General features: G+C 49.6%; 16 protein-coding genes and 2 pseudogenes. 14 read left to right on the forward strand and 4 right to left on the reverse strand.

What is annotated here, in order from left to right:
• On the forward strand, nt 1-929 hold a 929-nt coding region (locus CSQ89_RS22515), incomplete at its 5' end, for a hypothetical protein (RefSeq protein ID WP_158229012.1).
• A 14-nt stretch (nt 930-943) separates the two neighbouring features.
• Here the strand turns inward: CSQ89_RS22515 and CSQ89_RS15575 are convergent.
• On the reverse strand, nt 944-1,891 hold the full coding sequence (locus CSQ89_RS15575; RefSeq protein WP_099407042.1) for a LysR family transcriptional regulator: 948 nt from the start codon (nt 1,889-1,891) through the stop codon (nt 944-946).
• Here CSQ89_RS15575 and CSQ89_RS15580 point away from each other — a divergent pair.
• From CSQ89_RS15580 to CSQ89_RS22130, 3 genes are all read left to right on the forward strand, one after another.
• The gene (locus CSQ89_RS15580) at nt 1,872-2,573 is read left to right on the forward strand and encodes a porin (RefSeq protein WP_139023087.1); all 702 of its coding nucleotides are present in this window, start codon (nt 1,872-1,874) and stop codon (nt 2,571-2,573) included. The genes CSQ89_RS15575 and CSQ89_RS15580 overlap by 20 nt on opposite strands.
• A gap of 269 nt (nt 2,574-2,842) precedes the next feature.
• A complete protein-coding gene (locus CSQ89_RS15585; protein WP_099407044.1) occupies nt 2,843-3,694 on the forward strand; it encodes an ATP-dependent Clp protease proteolytic subunit in 852 nt (283 codons plus the stop codon).
• 639 nt (nt 3,695-4,333) lie between these two features.
• Nucleotides 4,334-4,675: a hypothetical protein gene (locus CSQ89_RS22130; protein WP_139023086.1), complete on the forward strand. Its 342-nt coding sequence runs from the start codon at nt 4,334-4,336 to the stop codon at nt 4,673-4,675.
• Between the two features lie 83 nt (nt 4,676-4,758).
• Here the strand turns inward: CSQ89_RS22130 and mmsB are convergent, their stop codons facing one another.
• On the reverse strand, nt 4,759-5,661 hold the full coding sequence (gene mmsB / locus CSQ89_RS15590; RefSeq protein WP_099407045.1) for a 3-hydroxyisobutyrate dehydrogenase: 903 nt from the start codon (nt 5,659-5,661) through the stop codon (nt 4,759-4,761).
• A 68-nt stretch (nt 5,662-5,729) separates the two neighbouring features.
• Entirely contained in the window at nt 5,730-7,226 is a 1,497-nt protein-coding gene (locus tag CSQ89_RS15595) for a CoA-acylating methylmalonate-semialdehyde dehydrogenase (protein WP_308418165.1), read from the reverse strand.
• 330 nt (nt 7,227-7,556) lie between these two features.
• Between CSQ89_RS15595 and CSQ89_RS23855 the strand changes: the two are divergent.
• Nucleotides 7,557-7,648: pseudogene (locus CSQ89_RS23855) on the forward strand (IS5/IS1182 family transposase); the annotation flags it as partial.
• 17 nt (nt 7,649-7,665) lie between these two features.
• On the opposite strand, the pseudogene CSQ89_RS15600 reads toward CSQ89_RS23855, so the two are convergent.
• Nucleotides 7,666-8,091: pseudogene (locus tag CSQ89_RS15600) on the reverse strand (recombinase family protein); the annotation flags it as partial.
• A 326-nt stretch (nt 8,092-8,417) separates the two neighbouring features.
• On the opposite strand from CSQ89_RS15600, the gene atpD reads away from it, so the two are divergent.
• Genes atpD through CSQ89_RS15645 form a run of 9 tightly spaced genes read left to right on the forward strand, consistent with a single transcriptional unit; the run spans nt 8,418 to nt 15,111 of the window.
• Nucleotides 8,418-9,863 carry a F0F1 ATP synthase subunit beta gene (atpD, locus tag CSQ89_RS15605; RefSeq protein WP_099407047.1) on the forward strand — a complete coding sequence of 482 codons (1,446 nt, stop codon included), beginning with the start codon at nt 8,418-8,420 and terminating at the stop codon, nt 9,861-9,863.
• A complete protein-coding gene (locus tag CSQ89_RS15610; RefSeq protein ID WP_099407048.1) occupies nt 9,838-10,242 on the forward strand; it encodes a F0F1 ATP synthase subunit epsilon in 405 nt (134 codons plus the stop codon). The genes atpD and CSQ89_RS15610 overlap by 26 nt, the downstream gene beginning before the upstream one ends.
• Nucleotides 10,235-10,570, forward strand: a complete 336-nt coding sequence (locus CSQ89_RS15615) for an AtpZ/AtpI family protein (RefSeq protein WP_233203204.1) — start codon at nt 10,235-10,237, stop codon at nt 10,568-10,570. Before CSQ89_RS15610 ends, CSQ89_RS15615 begins: the two co-directional genes overlap by 8 nt.
• Nucleotides 10,563-10,850 carry an ATP synthase subunit I gene (locus CSQ89_RS15620; protein ID WP_099407050.1) on the forward strand — a complete coding sequence of 96 codons (288 nt, stop codon included), beginning with the start codon at nt 10,563-10,565 and terminating at the stop codon, nt 10,848-10,850. Before CSQ89_RS15615 ends, CSQ89_RS15620 begins: the two co-directional genes overlap by 8 nt.
• Before the next feature lie 13 nt (nt 10,851-10,863).
• Nucleotides 10,864-11,580, forward strand: a complete 717-nt coding sequence (locus tag CSQ89_RS15625) for a F0F1 ATP synthase subunit A (protein WP_099407051.1) — start codon at nt 10,864-10,866, stop codon at nt 11,578-11,580.
• Nucleotides 11,581-11,582: 2 nt separating this feature from the next.
• Complete coding sequence (locus CSQ89_RS15630; RefSeq protein WP_099407052.1) at nt 11,583-11,864, forward strand: F0F1 ATP synthase subunit C; 282 nt, start codon at nt 11,583-11,585, stop codon at nt 11,862-11,864.
• Nucleotides 11,865-11,867: 3 nt separating this feature from the next.
• On the forward strand, nt 11,868-12,686 hold the full coding sequence (locus tag CSQ89_RS15635) for a F0F1 ATP synthase subunit B family protein (RefSeq protein WP_099407053.1): 819 nt from the start codon (nt 11,868-11,870) through the stop codon (nt 12,684-12,686).
• Nucleotides 12,683-14,230 (forward strand): alternate F1F0 ATPase, F1 subunit alpha, encoded by a 1,548-nt coding sequence (locus CSQ89_RS15640; RefSeq protein ID WP_099407054.1) that lies wholly within the window; start codon nt 12,683-12,685, stop codon nt 14,228-14,230. Before CSQ89_RS15635 ends, CSQ89_RS15640 begins: the two co-directional genes overlap by 4 nt.
• Nucleotides 14,227-15,111, forward strand: coding sequence for a F0F1 ATP synthase subunit gamma (locus CSQ89_RS15645; RefSeq protein ID WP_099407055.1), 885 nt, complete (start codon nt 14,227-14,229; stop codon nt 15,109-15,111). The genes CSQ89_RS15640 and CSQ89_RS15645 overlap by 4 nt, the downstream gene beginning before the upstream one ends.
• The last annotated feature ends 187 nt before the right edge of the window (nt 15,112-15,298 follow it).

A 15,298-nucleotide genomic window follows, 5' to 3' on the forward strand; every position in this document is an offset into this window, starting at 1 on the left:
GGAAGTGGCTGAATAAAATGGGCGCGGAGTGGAAGACGCGCGTCCAGATTGGAGATGAAAGAGGGATATTTACAGAGCTTTACCAGCCGTTAACGTTGAATGGTGAGTTGTTTGTTGCATTGGGCGGTAGTGTGGATAGCGGCCACATCAATTTATATCAACAGGAAGTGAAGGTACTCAGTGCTCGGAGAACTCGTCGAACTATCCACTTGGATATTGGATCGGCATGGGGGCGCTGGGGTGAAGTAAGAGTGGGTTTAGAACGCTCAAAATCCAATTTAAGTGTTGTCAGTGCCGTAGAAGAGATTGCCAACGAATTAGCTTCCGATCGGTCTTCTCTAAAAGGCACAGATGACCATGGTGGTGTGCGATTTGCCCTAGGATATGACCAATTGGATAGTGCCCGCTATTCCCGGATGGGTACCTTTGCGCGTTTGGAGTTGTATCGGTCCATGCGTGTTATGGGAGCTAAAGAAGAGTTTCATTCAGCTTCTTTAGATTTAAAGCAAGCTTTTACAAAGGGTAAATGGTCATTATTGGTAAATCTCAATGGCAGCACAATTAGTAATAATGAAAAATTTGATTTGTTTGATCTGAAGCCCTCAGTTGGAGGTTTATTCAATCTGTCGAGCTATGCTAAAGATGAGTTCCGTGGCCAAAAAATTTTGCGCACGCAAATTCGCTTATCGCGAGATATTATGAGGCTTTCACCAGTTTGGGGAAAAGCTGCTTTTGGCGGGGTGTCATTGGAAAGTGCAAAAATTTGGGATGTGCATTCATCTTTCGAGAAGCCTGCGGAAAATAAAGTTCATCATTCCATAGCTGTATTTATTGGCAGTGACACACGCATTGGGCCGGCGTATTTAGCGATAGGCTACGGTGATAATAAAAAAGCGCGAGTATATCTAAGCATTAATGGCGGTTTTTGATATGTAGCGGAAGTTCAAGCCATGCCATCTAGCGGTTGATAATTCAGCCATGGATCTCGGGTTGGATCGGCAGCGAAGGTTTGGAAACGCTCAATGATAAAGTCTGCTGCTGCCCGTACCTTGACAGATAAAAAACGACGGCTTGGATAGACCATATAGAGATCAAACTGGCCGGCTCGCCATTCGGGCAGCACTCTTACCAGACTGCCTTCGCGTAGGGACTCGCTGGCAACATAGGAGGGTAGTAATGCTATCCCCATGCCATTCAATGCACACGATCGTAACACTTCCAGAGCATTACAACTAAGCGCTGGCGTTGGCCAGGGTACTGCGATGGCTTCGTTGTTACCGCGAAATAAGCGATCCAGGTTCTTGTTGCTATTGCTTTGCAAGATAGCATGCCGCGCCAAATCGGCAGGTTGCTCTGGCATGCCGCTCTTCGCCAGATATTTTGGCGCTGCACATAAAATCATTTCCGAGAAAGCCAGTTTTCGTGCCACAAGACTGCTGGCCATTTTTTCATGGCCGAATAACAAGGCAAGATCGAATCCTTCTTCAACAAGATCAATCGACCGCGTACCTAGCACCAGCTCCACTGTTACTTCAGGAAATGCCGCCCGGTATGCAGGTAGCACTGGGGTCAGATGGTGTTGAGCAAAACCCAATGGTGCATAGGCGCGCAGTACGCCGCGTGCCTGATCTTGTTTCTCAGTGATGAGGTTTTCGGCATCGGCTACTGCCTCCAGAATGTCCTGGCAGCGTGCCAGATAGGTTTGCCCCGCTTCTGTCAGCGAAAGCTTGCGCGTTGTTCTTTGCATCAGCCGAGCGCCCAGCTCACGTTCCAACTCTGACACGATCAATGAGACGGAGGCTTTGGATATCCCCAGTGAGTCTGCCGCTTTTACAAAGCTACCAGTTTCTGCAACGCGAGCAAACGTCTGCATGGCTCGAAATCGATCCATCCTGCCTCCTAAGCTATTGTTTAATTTTATAGAACTATTAGTTGTATATCAGATTATTTATCTTGATTTGGCCGAATGGCAGGATATGAACCGTCGCATAGACCCGGATTACGTATCTACTGCGACATGCCGGATCGAAACCGGTTCTCTTCGTTACATTAGGGAATTCATTATGACCATGACCAAACAGTCTATCGCGTTGTTCACATTGATTGCCGGCCTAAGTGCTGCACCGGCCATGGCTGACGCTGCCACAGGGACGTATGCATTCGGCCAAGTCACGCATGCCCGTGAAACTGCAGGCGCCAAAAACCTCAGCAACGGTTTGACCGCGGGGGTGGGTTATCGCGTTATGGAAAATATTGCGCTGGAAGGTGCCTATACCGGTTTGAAAGATCGCAAGACAAGCATGTCGGATAAGAATATGCGGGTTAGTGCTCTGGGTATCTTGCCTGTTGGTAACAATGTAGAAGTATTCGGTAAATTGAGCTGGGCAGGTCACAATAACAATAACAATGATGGTATGGCCTACGGTTTGGGTGCCACTTATGCCTTGGATAAGAACTTGGCGGTCCGTGTTGACTACGATCGCATGAATACTGGATATAACCAGGTCAATACGGTAAATCGCAATACCCAACATATCAATACATATTCTGCCGGTATGCAGTACAAGTTCTGATTCAGTATTGGTGGATGCCCTTAAGACACGAACCTAGGCATAATGAAACGTCGTCTACGGATTGGGGTTTTTCGAGGCATTCATCCTTAGTTTATCGCGTAGCATGTACTCAAGATAATATCTCCTACTCTTGAGGAGATATTATCTTGATGTTTAAGAATCAATTTTTAGTTTAGATAATATTCATCGGCTTATAATTTAAATTTCTTCTGGCGGCCATGTAAAATCGAGTGGCAATAAAATACGTTGATATTTATTGAGGTTGCATTATGTTATTGCCCCGGATTTTCTTATCGATATTTCTAATTGGCATTCTCACTGCGTGTAGTGAGGATGGGCAGGATGAGGTCATTACTTATTCCTTCATGCCCACTATAATAGAAGCTATTGGAGAGCATCGCTATGTTCGCAACCAAATTACACCTAGAGGCATAGTTCAATTAAAACAAGCCTATGAGAATAGGCCTAAAAAGGCGACTTGGTTATATATTGATTCAAGTGGTGGTGATATTGCTGATGGTATGACACTGGCAGAATGGGTTTTAGAAAAGAAATTGAATGTCAAAGTCATTGGGAAAGGATGTTTCTCTTCGTGTGCAAATTATGTTTTTCCGGCAGGTAGAAGGCGTGAAATCGCTAAAGGTGCTGTAGTGGCTTGGCATGGTTCAGCCATGTCTGGCGGTTATTATGCGAAATTGCTGGATAGCGCCGTAGCAAAAGCAAAAGACTATTATTATAATGTATGCGCCTCAGGTGGAATACATGACGCTTCAGATACAATAAATTGCCAACAGAGCGCTGAATGGAATATGAAGCGTGTCGCAAATGCTATGCTGGAAAAATCAAAAGCTGATGCAGAAAAAGAGCAAGTACTTTTTAATAAAATGGGGGTTAATGCGTGTATTACTGTAGTAGGGCAGAGAATGGAACCCAAAGTGAGAGATTTTTGGTTTCTTTCTGCGAAAGATATGGCGGCATTTGGATTGAATACCGTGTTACCTGATCAATATGAGAAAACAGATACTTCATCACTCAGCTTCAGTGTCGAATTGATAGATTTAGATAAGAATAACGATATTACACGTTGTACCCGGCAAGACTCACATACCCGAATGTCTTAGAACCTGTCTAAAGGGTACCTCGAAAACCTATGCTTTTTGATGATGGTTGGTACACAAGTTATTGATATCATTGAGCATGGATTTGTAAAAATAGGGTTTTTCGAGCTGCTCTAAAGTCTGCTGTGCGTCGGCAATATGGCGTTGAAAACGCCCTCGGCATGCGCATTTACAACTTGTAGATGCCGCTTTCTCGGCTATTTCTGCCTTATCTTGCCTTAGCTCGCAAGACTTTGACGGGTTCTAAGTAACAGGATGTACTCCCCAGGCCTTAGTGGCGGATTTGAATGTCGCGCCGCCATTTTTGAAAGCAGGCAATCTTAATTAATGCCTGATTTTTACTTCGGTATCTAGTTTTATTCAACTATTGATTGAAAAATAATAGATTTCTTACTGCTTTTATTGATGGCAGAATATTAGGCATGAAGTCAGCGTTGCTTAATGACATGCCTGCCAAGCGGGCTTCTTTAAGCTTTAAAATTAGAAAATGGTTAAGCACTAAATTTATATGAAGTATTTCAATCTCAGTTCTCTCAGTAACTATTTAGTGCTGGCGTGAATGTATCAAGCAGTTGAATGTAAATTTTATTTATCCTGAAAACTTAAACATCTTTAGAAAATTCTTCAGAGTGGATAATATATATGCCCAAGCGTTGGATTCCGATTCCCTTTGCTACGGTTTTTTCTTGTACTCTTCTTGCGGGCTGTGGTGGTGAAATGAATAGTACTCCTCCGGCAGTGCATTTCAAAACACAGAAGGTTGACTGGGCACCTTGTGATAAGAGTATTTTCGTTAAAGAAAAAGATATAGTGGAGCCAGCAAAAGCGCAGTACCGAAATTTACGAGATCGGATACTCTGTGCAAATAAGAGGGCCCCACTTGATTATGCAACACCTTCCAAACGCCATGTATCGGTAGCGCGATTGAACCTGACGGTAGACGGCCTTGCCACCCGCCCTGGCAGATTAATGTTTACTCGGTGAGATTTGGTCATTACAAGGGTTAAACTGTGAGGCCGTCGAATAACTGGCAGCCTCACCGGTGATAGAAAGTTGCCTATTGCCAGCTAAACCCAGTCTTGGTTTGGACGCTTAAATAACTGTTGAATGCTGGAAAAATCGAACGTTCCCTTACCTTGGTTGCTATGCAAGGCGTATAGACTCCGGGCAGCAGCGCCTAGCGGTGTGCTGGTGCGTGTTGCGAGGGCGGCTTCCATGGCTAAGCCCAGGTCTTTCAGCATCAAGTCGACGCCGAACCCGCCTTGATAGTCGCGGCTGGCGGGTACATCGTTCATTACTCCTGGCCAGGGGTTGTACTTTTCTAGGCTCCAATTGCCACCAGAACTAACCCGCATGATGTCGCTGAGAACTTTAGGGTCGAGCCCATTGGCTACGCCCAGGTTGAGTGCTTCGGCAGTGCCTATCATGTGAATTGCGAGCAGCATGTTGTTGGCAATTTTTGCGACCTGGCCGGCACCTGGGCCCCCAGCATGAAATACATTCTTCCCCATTTTTTCGAGTATTGGCCGCGCAGTTGCCAGGTCACTGGCTTCTCCCCCGACAATGAAGGTCAGCGTACCGGCTGCTGCACCGGCAGTGCCGCCTGAGACGGGAGCATCCAGCATATGAATGCCACGTGCTTTGGCTGCTGCATGTACCTTACGTGCTACCTCTGGGGAGATAGTCGAACATTCCAATACGATTGCGCCTGGCGAAATGGCGTGGATGAGTCGTCCCTCACCCAGGTAAAGCCCTTCGACATGTTGGCTGGCTGGTAACATGCTGATGACGATATCGGCGTTCATGACAGCATGAAGCGCATTGGGGGTAGGCATGGCACCCAGTTGCACGGCGGTTTGCATGGCGGCGGGAGCTAGATCAAACACTTTCAGGGGGAAATCGGCCTTGAGTAGATTGGCGGCCATAGGGGCACCCATGTGACCAAGGCCAATAAAGGTGATATCGGGCATGCATGTCTCCATATATTTGTCTGGGTCGGCATAGATGCCGACCTCCTTTGAACAGCCGCTACATCAAATCAACGCAAGGTGATGGTGGTATTAACTGCCGTTGTGGTGACTTGGTCATCGAACCAGCGCGCAGTAACGGTTTTAGTCTGGGTATAAAAGCGGACGACTTCCTTGCCATAAGGGCCTAGGTCGCCCAGCTTGGAGCCACGCGAACCGGTGAAGCTAAAGTAAGGGACTGGCACAGGAATGGGGACATTGATACCGACTTGTCCTACATCGATATCGTGCTGAAAGCGTCGGGCAGCTGCGCCACTTTGCGTGAACAGTGCTGTGCCATTGCCGTAGGGGTTGGCATTGACGAAAGCAATTGCCTCTTCCAGTGTATCCACTTCCACGATACACAGTACTGGGCCAAATACTTCTTGCTGATAAATTTGCATGTTGTCGGTTACCCCCGAGAAAATAGTAGGCCCGATGAAGTTGCCCCGTTCATAACCCGGTACAGTGGGGCGGCGGCCGTCGAGTTCCAGCTTTGCCCCTTGCTCAATACCTTGGCCGACCAGTTTTTCCACTCGTTCGAGCGCTTGTCTGTTGATGAGGGGACCTAGATCAGCACCTGGCTTGTGGCCTGCATCCACCTTGAGTGTTTGCGCACGGGAGACAATCTCAGGAATCCAATCACGAGCCTTGCCGACCAGTACTGCTACTGAAGCAGCCATACAACGTTGGCCAGCTGCACCAAACGCAGCACCGACCAGGGCATTCAGAGCTTGTTCTTTATTGGCATCGGGCAAGAAAACGGCATGGTTCTTGGCCCCAAGCATGGCTTGTACTCGTTTTCCATGCTCGCTGGCACGGCGGTACACGTGGGTGCCGACGGCCACCGAGCCCACGAAGGAAATGGCTTTGATATCGGGATGGTCGCACAGCGCATTGACGGCTTCGACACCACCATGTACGACGTTCAGTACACCACGTGGCAAACCTGCCTGTTGGGCCAGTTCCGCCAGGATCATGGGAGTTAATGGGTCTTGTTCGCTGGGTTTCAGAACGAAAGTATTACCGGTAACGCATGCCATGGGGAACATCCAAAGGGGAATCATGGCGGGGAAGTTGAAGGGGGTAATGCCCGCACAAACGCCAATTGGCTGGCGGATGGTATAGGTATCGACGCCGCCTGCCACGTTTTCGGCAAACTCCCCTAACTGCAAGCTACCGACCGAACAGGCATGCTCTACGACTTCCAATCCGCGAAATACATCACCTTTTGCATCGAGCAGCGTCTTGCCCTGCTCCCGCGTGAGTGTGTTGGCCAGTAAATCTATCTGTTCACGGATCAGCGCCTGCAAGCGCATGAAAACCCGGGCGCGTTCAGCAATCGGTGTGGCGCGCCATGCTGGAAAGGCAGCCTTGGCGGCGGCGACTGCGTCGGCAACTTCGTCTGCATCACACATTGGTACTTGAGCCAATACTTCCTGCGTTGCCGGGTTGCAGACATTTTGCCAATGTTGGCTGCGGGATTCTGCAAACTCGCCATTAATCAGTAGCTTTACGGTTGGGGTCATGTCTCGCTCCATTATTTTGTTGTAAAGGCAGACGTAGACGCTGCGCATGCCCGTTTGTAGCGCTTGGTTTACGTTCACGTCAATGCGGATGAGAGAAATGCCCCAATAAGGAACCAGCGTGGGGCTATCTGGGTACAAATAATGGCAAACGATGGCGACGGGGCGGGAATACGGTATTGATTGGGAAAAGACCACTATCCCTAGAGGGTGTCGTCACAAGATTTCCCTGGCCTTAAAATTCAGCAATGACGCTTGAATCTATTACTTCGCCGGCGCATCGTCGCCATGACATTTCCGATTCACACTGGCTCTTGCTCGAGCCCCATCTGCCGGGGCATCGCAACCTGTTACGCCAAGAATATGATTCTTTTCTGGCGGCCGCCCAGATTCGCTGCATGGCGATCTGGATCGGCATCTTGTGACGACACCCTCTAGTACGTTCCACGATCAGAGCACGTTCAAATTCGGCGATCCCGCCAAAAACGGTCAACACCATCTTTCCCGAGGGGGATGTCGTATCCGCCCAAGGTTCCGCCACTGAACGTAGTCCAACATTCGCTCGTTGGAGAATTTCCGCCAGTTCCAGCAGGTCTCGTGTCGATCGAGCCAGACGATCCAGTCGGGTCGCCACCACTACGTCACCCGCGCGCAAATGCTCAAGCAACCTGGTTAGCTCCGGTCGATCACGCTTTGCGCCGGAAATCTTCTCTTTATAGATACGCTGGCAACCTGCTGCTAGTAATACGGCTCGTTGGTTATCTAGATGTTGATCTTCTGTTGAGACGCGAGCGTAGCCAATTTGCATGGGAAAATGCCCGCCCAATCTGTCGCAAATATGTATCAAAAAAACAGATTTTTGCACCATACTTTTGCGACACGCAATAGGCCCATCCTGCTTGGACTGGGAGTTTGTCGCAGAATTTAGGAGTTTCGCGAAAGCAGCGTCTTCCTAGTCATTGCTTCCAACCACGCTTTGCCTTCTGGCATTGCCGTGAACCGGTTCAGATCTTCGAGCGAAAGGCCTGCTACGTTGCTCTCGCGTTTTGCAACAGAGCTCAAAATCCCCACATGGGGACGGTTCGAAACTTTTAAAACACTCTCTTAATGCTGCAGGTTTGCTGTTGTCTTCAATAAGCCGAAGTCTAAACGTCAACAGGCCCTAGCCCGAAAATCGAGATATTGGAACAGAGAATGCCCAACGATAAAAAATTGTTAAATACCGGTGTCATCGTATCGGTCCGAGGTAGTGTGGTTGACATACATTTTGAAGCGCACCTACCCCCCATTCATTCCCTGTTACGCATGGGAGACGCTGGTTCGATTGTCGTTGAAGTCATGGCGCAACTTGACGCGCACCATGTACGCGGAATTGCACTGACGCCCACGCAAGGCTTGGCTCGAGGCATGTTGGTTGAAGATAGTGGCAACCCCTTGCTGGCCCCTGTTGGTAAAGCCATTCTGTCCCGTATGTTCGATGTCTTTGGCAATACAATCGACCGGTTGCCCGCACCCGACATCAAATGGCGTAGCGTTCATCGATCTCCGCCGTCGCTCATTCACCGCACCACTAAATCGGAGGTATTTACGACCGGCATCAAAATCATTGATGTCTTGATGCCACTCGAACGTGGTGGCAAGGCCGGATTATTTGGTGGTGCTGGGGTCGGCAAAACGGTTCTGCTGACCGAAATGATTCACAACATGGTTGGCCAGCACGACGGGGTCAGTATCTTTTGCGGTATTGGCGAACGCAGCCGTGAAGGCGAAGAACTCTACCGCGACATGAAAGCTGCCGGCGTTCTGGAAAACATGGTGATGGTCTTTGGCCAGATGAACGAACCACCCGGTGCACGTTTTCGGGTAGGCCATGCCGCCTTGACAATGGCTGAGTATTTTCGTGACGATGAACATCGTGATGTATTACTGCTAGTCGATAACATTTTTCGGTTCATCCAGGCAGGCATGGAGGTTTCCGGACTGATGGGGCAAATGCCCTCTCGGCTGGGTTATCAACCAACGATGGGCACAGAACTTTCACAACTAGAAGAGCGAATTGCTAACACCGATACGGGCGCCATCACCTCAATTCAGGCCGTTTATGTTCCTGCCGATGATTTCACAGACCCCGCAGCTGTTCATACTTTCTCGCATCTTTCCGCCTCTATCGTGTTATCGCGCAAACGAGCCAGCGAGGGACTTTACCCAGCCATTGACCCACTACAGTCGAATTCGAAAATGGCAACGCCTGGCGTTGTTGGCAACCGACACTACACCCTTGCTCAGGAGATCCGTCGCACACTGGCACAATATGCTGACCTGAAAGACATCATTGCCATGCTGGGCCTTGAGCAATTATCAACAGAAGATCGTAAGGTGGTAGCGCGAGCGCGGCGACTGGAACGTTTCCTTACCCAACCCTTTTGCACAACCGAGCAATTCAGCGGTCTAAAAGGGAAACAGGTCAACCTTAAAGATGCCCTGGATGGATGTGAGCGGATACTGCGTGACGAGTTCAAAGATATACCAGAAAGCGCGCTCTATATGATTGGTACCATTGATGAGGCGCTAACCAAGCCAAAATCGGAAACCGACATACCAATGGAGAAAAGTCATGCCATCCACCAGCATGCATCTTAAGATTCTTCTCCCCTTTATGATATTTACCGAGAAGCAGAATGTGCTGCGGATTGTTGCCGAATCACGTGATGGTGCCTTTGGCCTACTTCCGCATCGTTTAGATTGTGCCGCCTCGCTGGTTGCTGGTATTTTTGTTTACGAAACCGAAGCGGAAGGTGAAGTGTGCATTGCCGTTGACGAAGGCGTGTTAGTCAAAACGGGTACCGAAGTATTGGTCTCAGTCCGCAATGCCATTGGTGGAACCAACCTTGGCGCATTACGTGCAACAGTTGATCAACAGTTTCTTACCTTGAATGAACAGGAGAAAACCGTACGCTCGGCACTGGCAAAAATGGAGGTCGATTTTACTCGTCGCTTCACGGCACTACATCGTGAGTAAACAGGATAAACACCGCACCGAAGGCAAGTCAGACTTCAGTGAGCAGATTGGTAGCAAGGCTGCTCGTAAACTGAAAGCACAGCAACAGGTAACACAAACAGTCTGGTCTGGCCTTGGGATGATGGGGCTCATTGGCTGGTCGGTATCAATACCCACCTTGCTGGGTGCTGCGCTGGGCATGTGGCTGGATGAAAACAACCCAAGTCATCACTCCTGGACTCTCGCGCTGCTTACCGTGGGTTTAGGGCTGGGCTGCTTCAATGCGTGGCATTGGGTCACCAAGGAAAGCCGCGAAATTAACGAACAGGAAGAAAACAAGGGTGAGTGAACTGCTGAGTCTAGTAACCGTACTACTAGTGGGCATTGTGCTAGGTACGCTATTCTTTGGCGGCCTTTGGTGGACAGTCCGCAGAGCCGTCTCCTCCCGCTGGGTAGCACTCTGGTTTATCACTAGCCTGGTTGTACGAATGGGGACCGTACTGGTCGGGTTTTATTTGGCCTGTGGCAGCAACTGGCAACGTTGGCTGGCAGCCATATTGGGCTTCAGTCTGGCGCGACTGACTGTGACACGACTTACCCAGTCAAGCGCACCCACTATTTCGATGTGATCGGAGCATCAACGTGCACCTTAGTCCAGATAACATCATTTTCTGGCAGTATGGTTTTGTCAAAATCAACGCCACCATCGTCTTCACCTGGGGGCTAATGCTGGTTCTGGGACTGTGTTCCAAACTTGTCACTCGCGGACTGTCAAAAGACCTAACGCGCAGCCGTTGGCAGAATCTACTGGAAATCATTGTGACGGGTATTACCCAGCAAATCAGGGAAGTTGGGCTTGTTCAACCACGAAAATACCTAGGGTTTATCGGCACATTGTTTTTGTTTGTCGCCACTGCCAACCTTTTCACAATCTTTCCCGGCTACGAACCGCCGACCGGTTCATTGTCCACTACGACAGCGCTGGCAATTTGTGTATTCGTGGCCGTTCCACTATTTGGTATCTCGGATTGCGGGTTGAAGAAATACCTCCGTGAATACCTAAAGCCAACGTTTATCATGCTGCCTTTTAACGTCGTGAGCGAACTGTCACGCACGCTGGCGTTGGCTGCACGTCTATTTGGCAACATGATGAGCGGGAGCATGATTCTCGCCATTCTGCTCACGATAACGCCCTACCTCTTCCCCATTGTCCTCAGTGCCCTGGGGCTGCTAACCGGCATGGTTCAAGCCTACATTTTCAGTATTCTTGCCGCCGTTTACATCGCTGCAGCGACACAACCTAGCAACGCCGTCAACAACTCAGAACCGAACGAAAATCTCAAAGTTTCAAAGGAGTAAGCATGGATAGCATGACCATTATTGCGGTGGTTTCCATCATCACTGCAGGCCTGACCATTGCCATTGGCAGTATTGGTCCGGCCCTCGGCGAAGGGCGAGCTGTCGCCACCGCATTAACGTCATTAGCGCAGCAACCGGATGCCTCTGCAACCATCACCCGTACGTTATTTGTCGGTTTGGCCATGGTTGAATCCGTCGCTATTTACTGCTTTGTGGTGTCAATGATTTTGCTTTTCGCCAACCCATTTTGGAATCACGCCATTGCACAGGTGGCCGGAAAATAAATCATGCTGATTGATTGGTTCACTGTCGGTGCACAGGTACTCAATTTTCTCATTTTGGTATGGCTATTAAAGCGCTTCCTCTACCAGCCCATTCTTGATGCCATTGATACGCGTGAGCTACGAATTGCCAAAGAGCTTGCCGATGCGGATGCGCAAAAGGCAGATGCCAGCAGAGCACGCGATGATTACCAAAACAAGCATATAGCGTTCAAAAAAGAGCGCGACGCCCTCATGCAACAAGCCACTGAAACGGCAAACACAGAACGCCTGCGCCTTCTCAGTGAAGCACGCCAAGCCGCCGCCACCTTGAGTGAACAACGCCACGAAAGTATGCAGCGCGAACTCATGGTGTTGCAGCGTGAAATTGGTCGCCGTACACAACAGGAAGTATTTGCTATTGCGCGTAAGGCATTAAACGACCTTGCTGGAGGCGATCTTGAAACACGCATAGTCGATCGCTTCATCGATCGTCTGAATCATCTAGGTCGAGATGAAAAAGACGGTTTGGTTTTGGCACTTCAACATTCGCGAGAGCCGCTGCTGGTGCGCAGCGTCTTTGATCTTCCCCCTGCACAACGCGCTACGCTTGAAGCAGTAATCCAAACATTGCTTGGGGCTGAAACGAAAACTCACTATGAGATGACACCTGATTTGGTCAGTGGCATTGAGCTCAGTTGCGGTGGGCAAAAAGTAGCATGGAATATCGACGAATATCTGGCATCGCTGCAAAAAGGCCTGGAAGACCTACTCAGCGTAACGTCCGCCACCAAGACAGTGAAAAAGTCGGCAGAGACCAACGAGAAAGTAGAGCAAGGCACATGAGCATGGAAGGCCTTCAGTCGATGCTCGAGTCTGCGTTCGCTGGTATCAGCAAAGCACAAGTGGGGTTTAAGCCAAGCTTGAATCCAAAGGAGGTCGGGCGAATCACCAGCATCGCCGCCGGTATTGCTACGGTGTCGGGCCTCCCATGCGTAGGCTTTGAGGAAGTATTACGATTCCCTGGCGATATTTACGGGATTGCCTTGAATGTGGATGCCGATGAAATTGGTGTCGTTCTGCTGGGCAGTTACTGGAAACTACATGCAGGTGACCAGGTTGAACGTTGCGGACATGTGGTAAGCGTACCCGTTGGTGATGAGTTAATTGGGCGAATCATTGACCCAACTGGCCGCCCTCTCGATGGTAATGGTCCGTTGCTTGCCAACTCGCACCTGCCGGTTGAGCGCCCTGCTGCGCACATCATGGACCGCGCCCCGGTTACCGTTCCCTTACAAACCGGCATCAAGGTAATTGATGCACTCATTCCAGTTGGACGCGGCCAACGAGAACTCATTCTGGGCGACCGGCAAACCGGCAAGACTGCTATTGCCATCGACACCATCCTCAATCAACGTGACAAGAATGTATTGTGCATCTACTGCGCGATTGGCCAACGCGCTTCAGGTGTTGCGAAAGTAATTGCCGCCCTACGCGAACAAGATGCCTTAACCTATACGGTAGTGGTGGTCACCGAAGGTAATGACCCACCGGGGCTCGCTTACATCGCACCCTACGCGGCCACAAGTATTGCCGAGCACTTCATGGCACAGGGGCGCGATGTACTCGTGGTCTACGACGACCTTACCCATCATGCAAGAGCCTATCGCGAACTCTCATTACTGCTGCGTCGGCCACCGGGTCGCGAAGCTTTTCCTGGTGACATTTTTTACATCCACTCGCGTCTTCTAGAGCGTGCAACCCATTTACGACCGGAACTTGGTGGCGGCTCCTTAACGGCGTTGCCCATTATCGAAACCGAAGCACAGGATATTTCGGCCTATATTCCGACCAACTTGATTTCTATCACTGATGGTCAAATCTACCTTTCACCTACGCTCTTTGAGCTGGGCGTGCTTCCCGCAGTGGATGTAGGAAAATCAGTCTCTCGTGTTGGTGGCAAAGCCCAACGCGCAGCCTACAGGCTAGTGGCGGGAGACCTAAAGTTGGCCTACGCCCAGTTTGAAGAACTCGAGACCTTTTCACGTTTTGGCGCCCGCCTTGATGATACGACGCGTAAGTTGATTGAACACGGACGGAGAATTCGCGCCTGTCTAAAGCAACAAGAATTGGATCCTCTATCCATGTCGGTACAAATTGCTGTTTTACTGGCACTCACTAGCGGCTGTTTCGATGAGATCCCCCTTGAGAAGATGGGGGAGGCCGAACAGGCTGTTCGCGAAGGCGCTGCTGCCATGCCAGGCGAAATCAGCGCTCGCCTGATGGGAACTGAAAAATTGCATGATGCCGATCGCGCCTTGATTATCCAAATCGCGCAAGCCTCGCTAACACGTTTTCAGCCCAATACTTCGCCGGTCAATGCATTGTGAGCGACACTGCAGCCAGCCTTCGTCACAAAATCACCAGTGCTGGCGATCTCGAGTCCGTGGTTCGCACCATGAAAGCGATGGCGGCATCCAGTATTGGGCAATATGAAAACGCCGTACGCTCCCTTGATGAGTACCATCGAACCGTTCAGCTAGGATTGGCAGCGTGCTTCCGACAAAACGTGTCGGTCTCCACCAAAGCCGACATACGCGAGAAGCCAGGTGCTGTTGGTGCGCTTATTTTTGGTTCGGACCAAGGTTTAGTCGGCCAGTTTAACGAACTACTGGCTGAATTTGTCTTCAATAAACTAACCAATCTTCCCGGGGAAAAGATGGTCTGGGTGGTGGGTGAGCGTATTCAGTCACGCCTCACAGAAACTGAGTTGAATCCCATTTCGGGCTTTACCTTACCCATTTCAATCAAAGCGATTACACCATTGGTAAGGCAGCTCTTGATTGAAATGGAAACCCAACGCGAAAAAGGCAAAATTACGCAAGTATTTTTGTTTAACAACCGGCCTAAATCGGGCTCAATCTATGAGCCCGTTTGCCAACGTCTGCTGCCCCTGGATAACCTGTGGCGGCAAAATCTAATCGCTACGTCTTGGCCAACAAATAACCTGCCTGAAGTCTTGAAGCACCAAAGAAAAACCTTGCTCGCGTTTGTTCGTGAATATTTGTTTGTCTCGCTTTTTCGAGCCTGTGCCGAGTCACTCGCCAGCGAAAATGCAAGCCGCCTGGCAGCCATGCAGCGCGCAGAAAAAAACATTACCGAACTACAAGAATCCCTCAGCAAGGAGTTTCATCGCTTGCGTCAGCGATCAATAGATGAAGAATTGTTTGATGTTATTTCAGGCTTTGAAGCCCTAACCAAATCAACTTAGTACAACTCGTATACCATCAGAAATTTGCTTCAGTATTGCGGATCTTTTCTTGGGGAACACAGCATGAATACAGCTCCCGCTTCCGTAACACCAAAGCCAAACACGCTTGGCCTTAGTCTTCTTATTGCGCTCGTTGTCGGTTCCATTATTGGCAGTGGTATCTACGGTTTGCCACAAAATATGGCTT

Source organism: Chitinimonas sp. BJB300 (assembly GCF_002735695.1).
Taxonomy (GTDB): Bacteria; Pseudomonadota; Gammaproteobacteria; order Burkholderiales; family Chitinimonadaceae; genus Chitinimonas.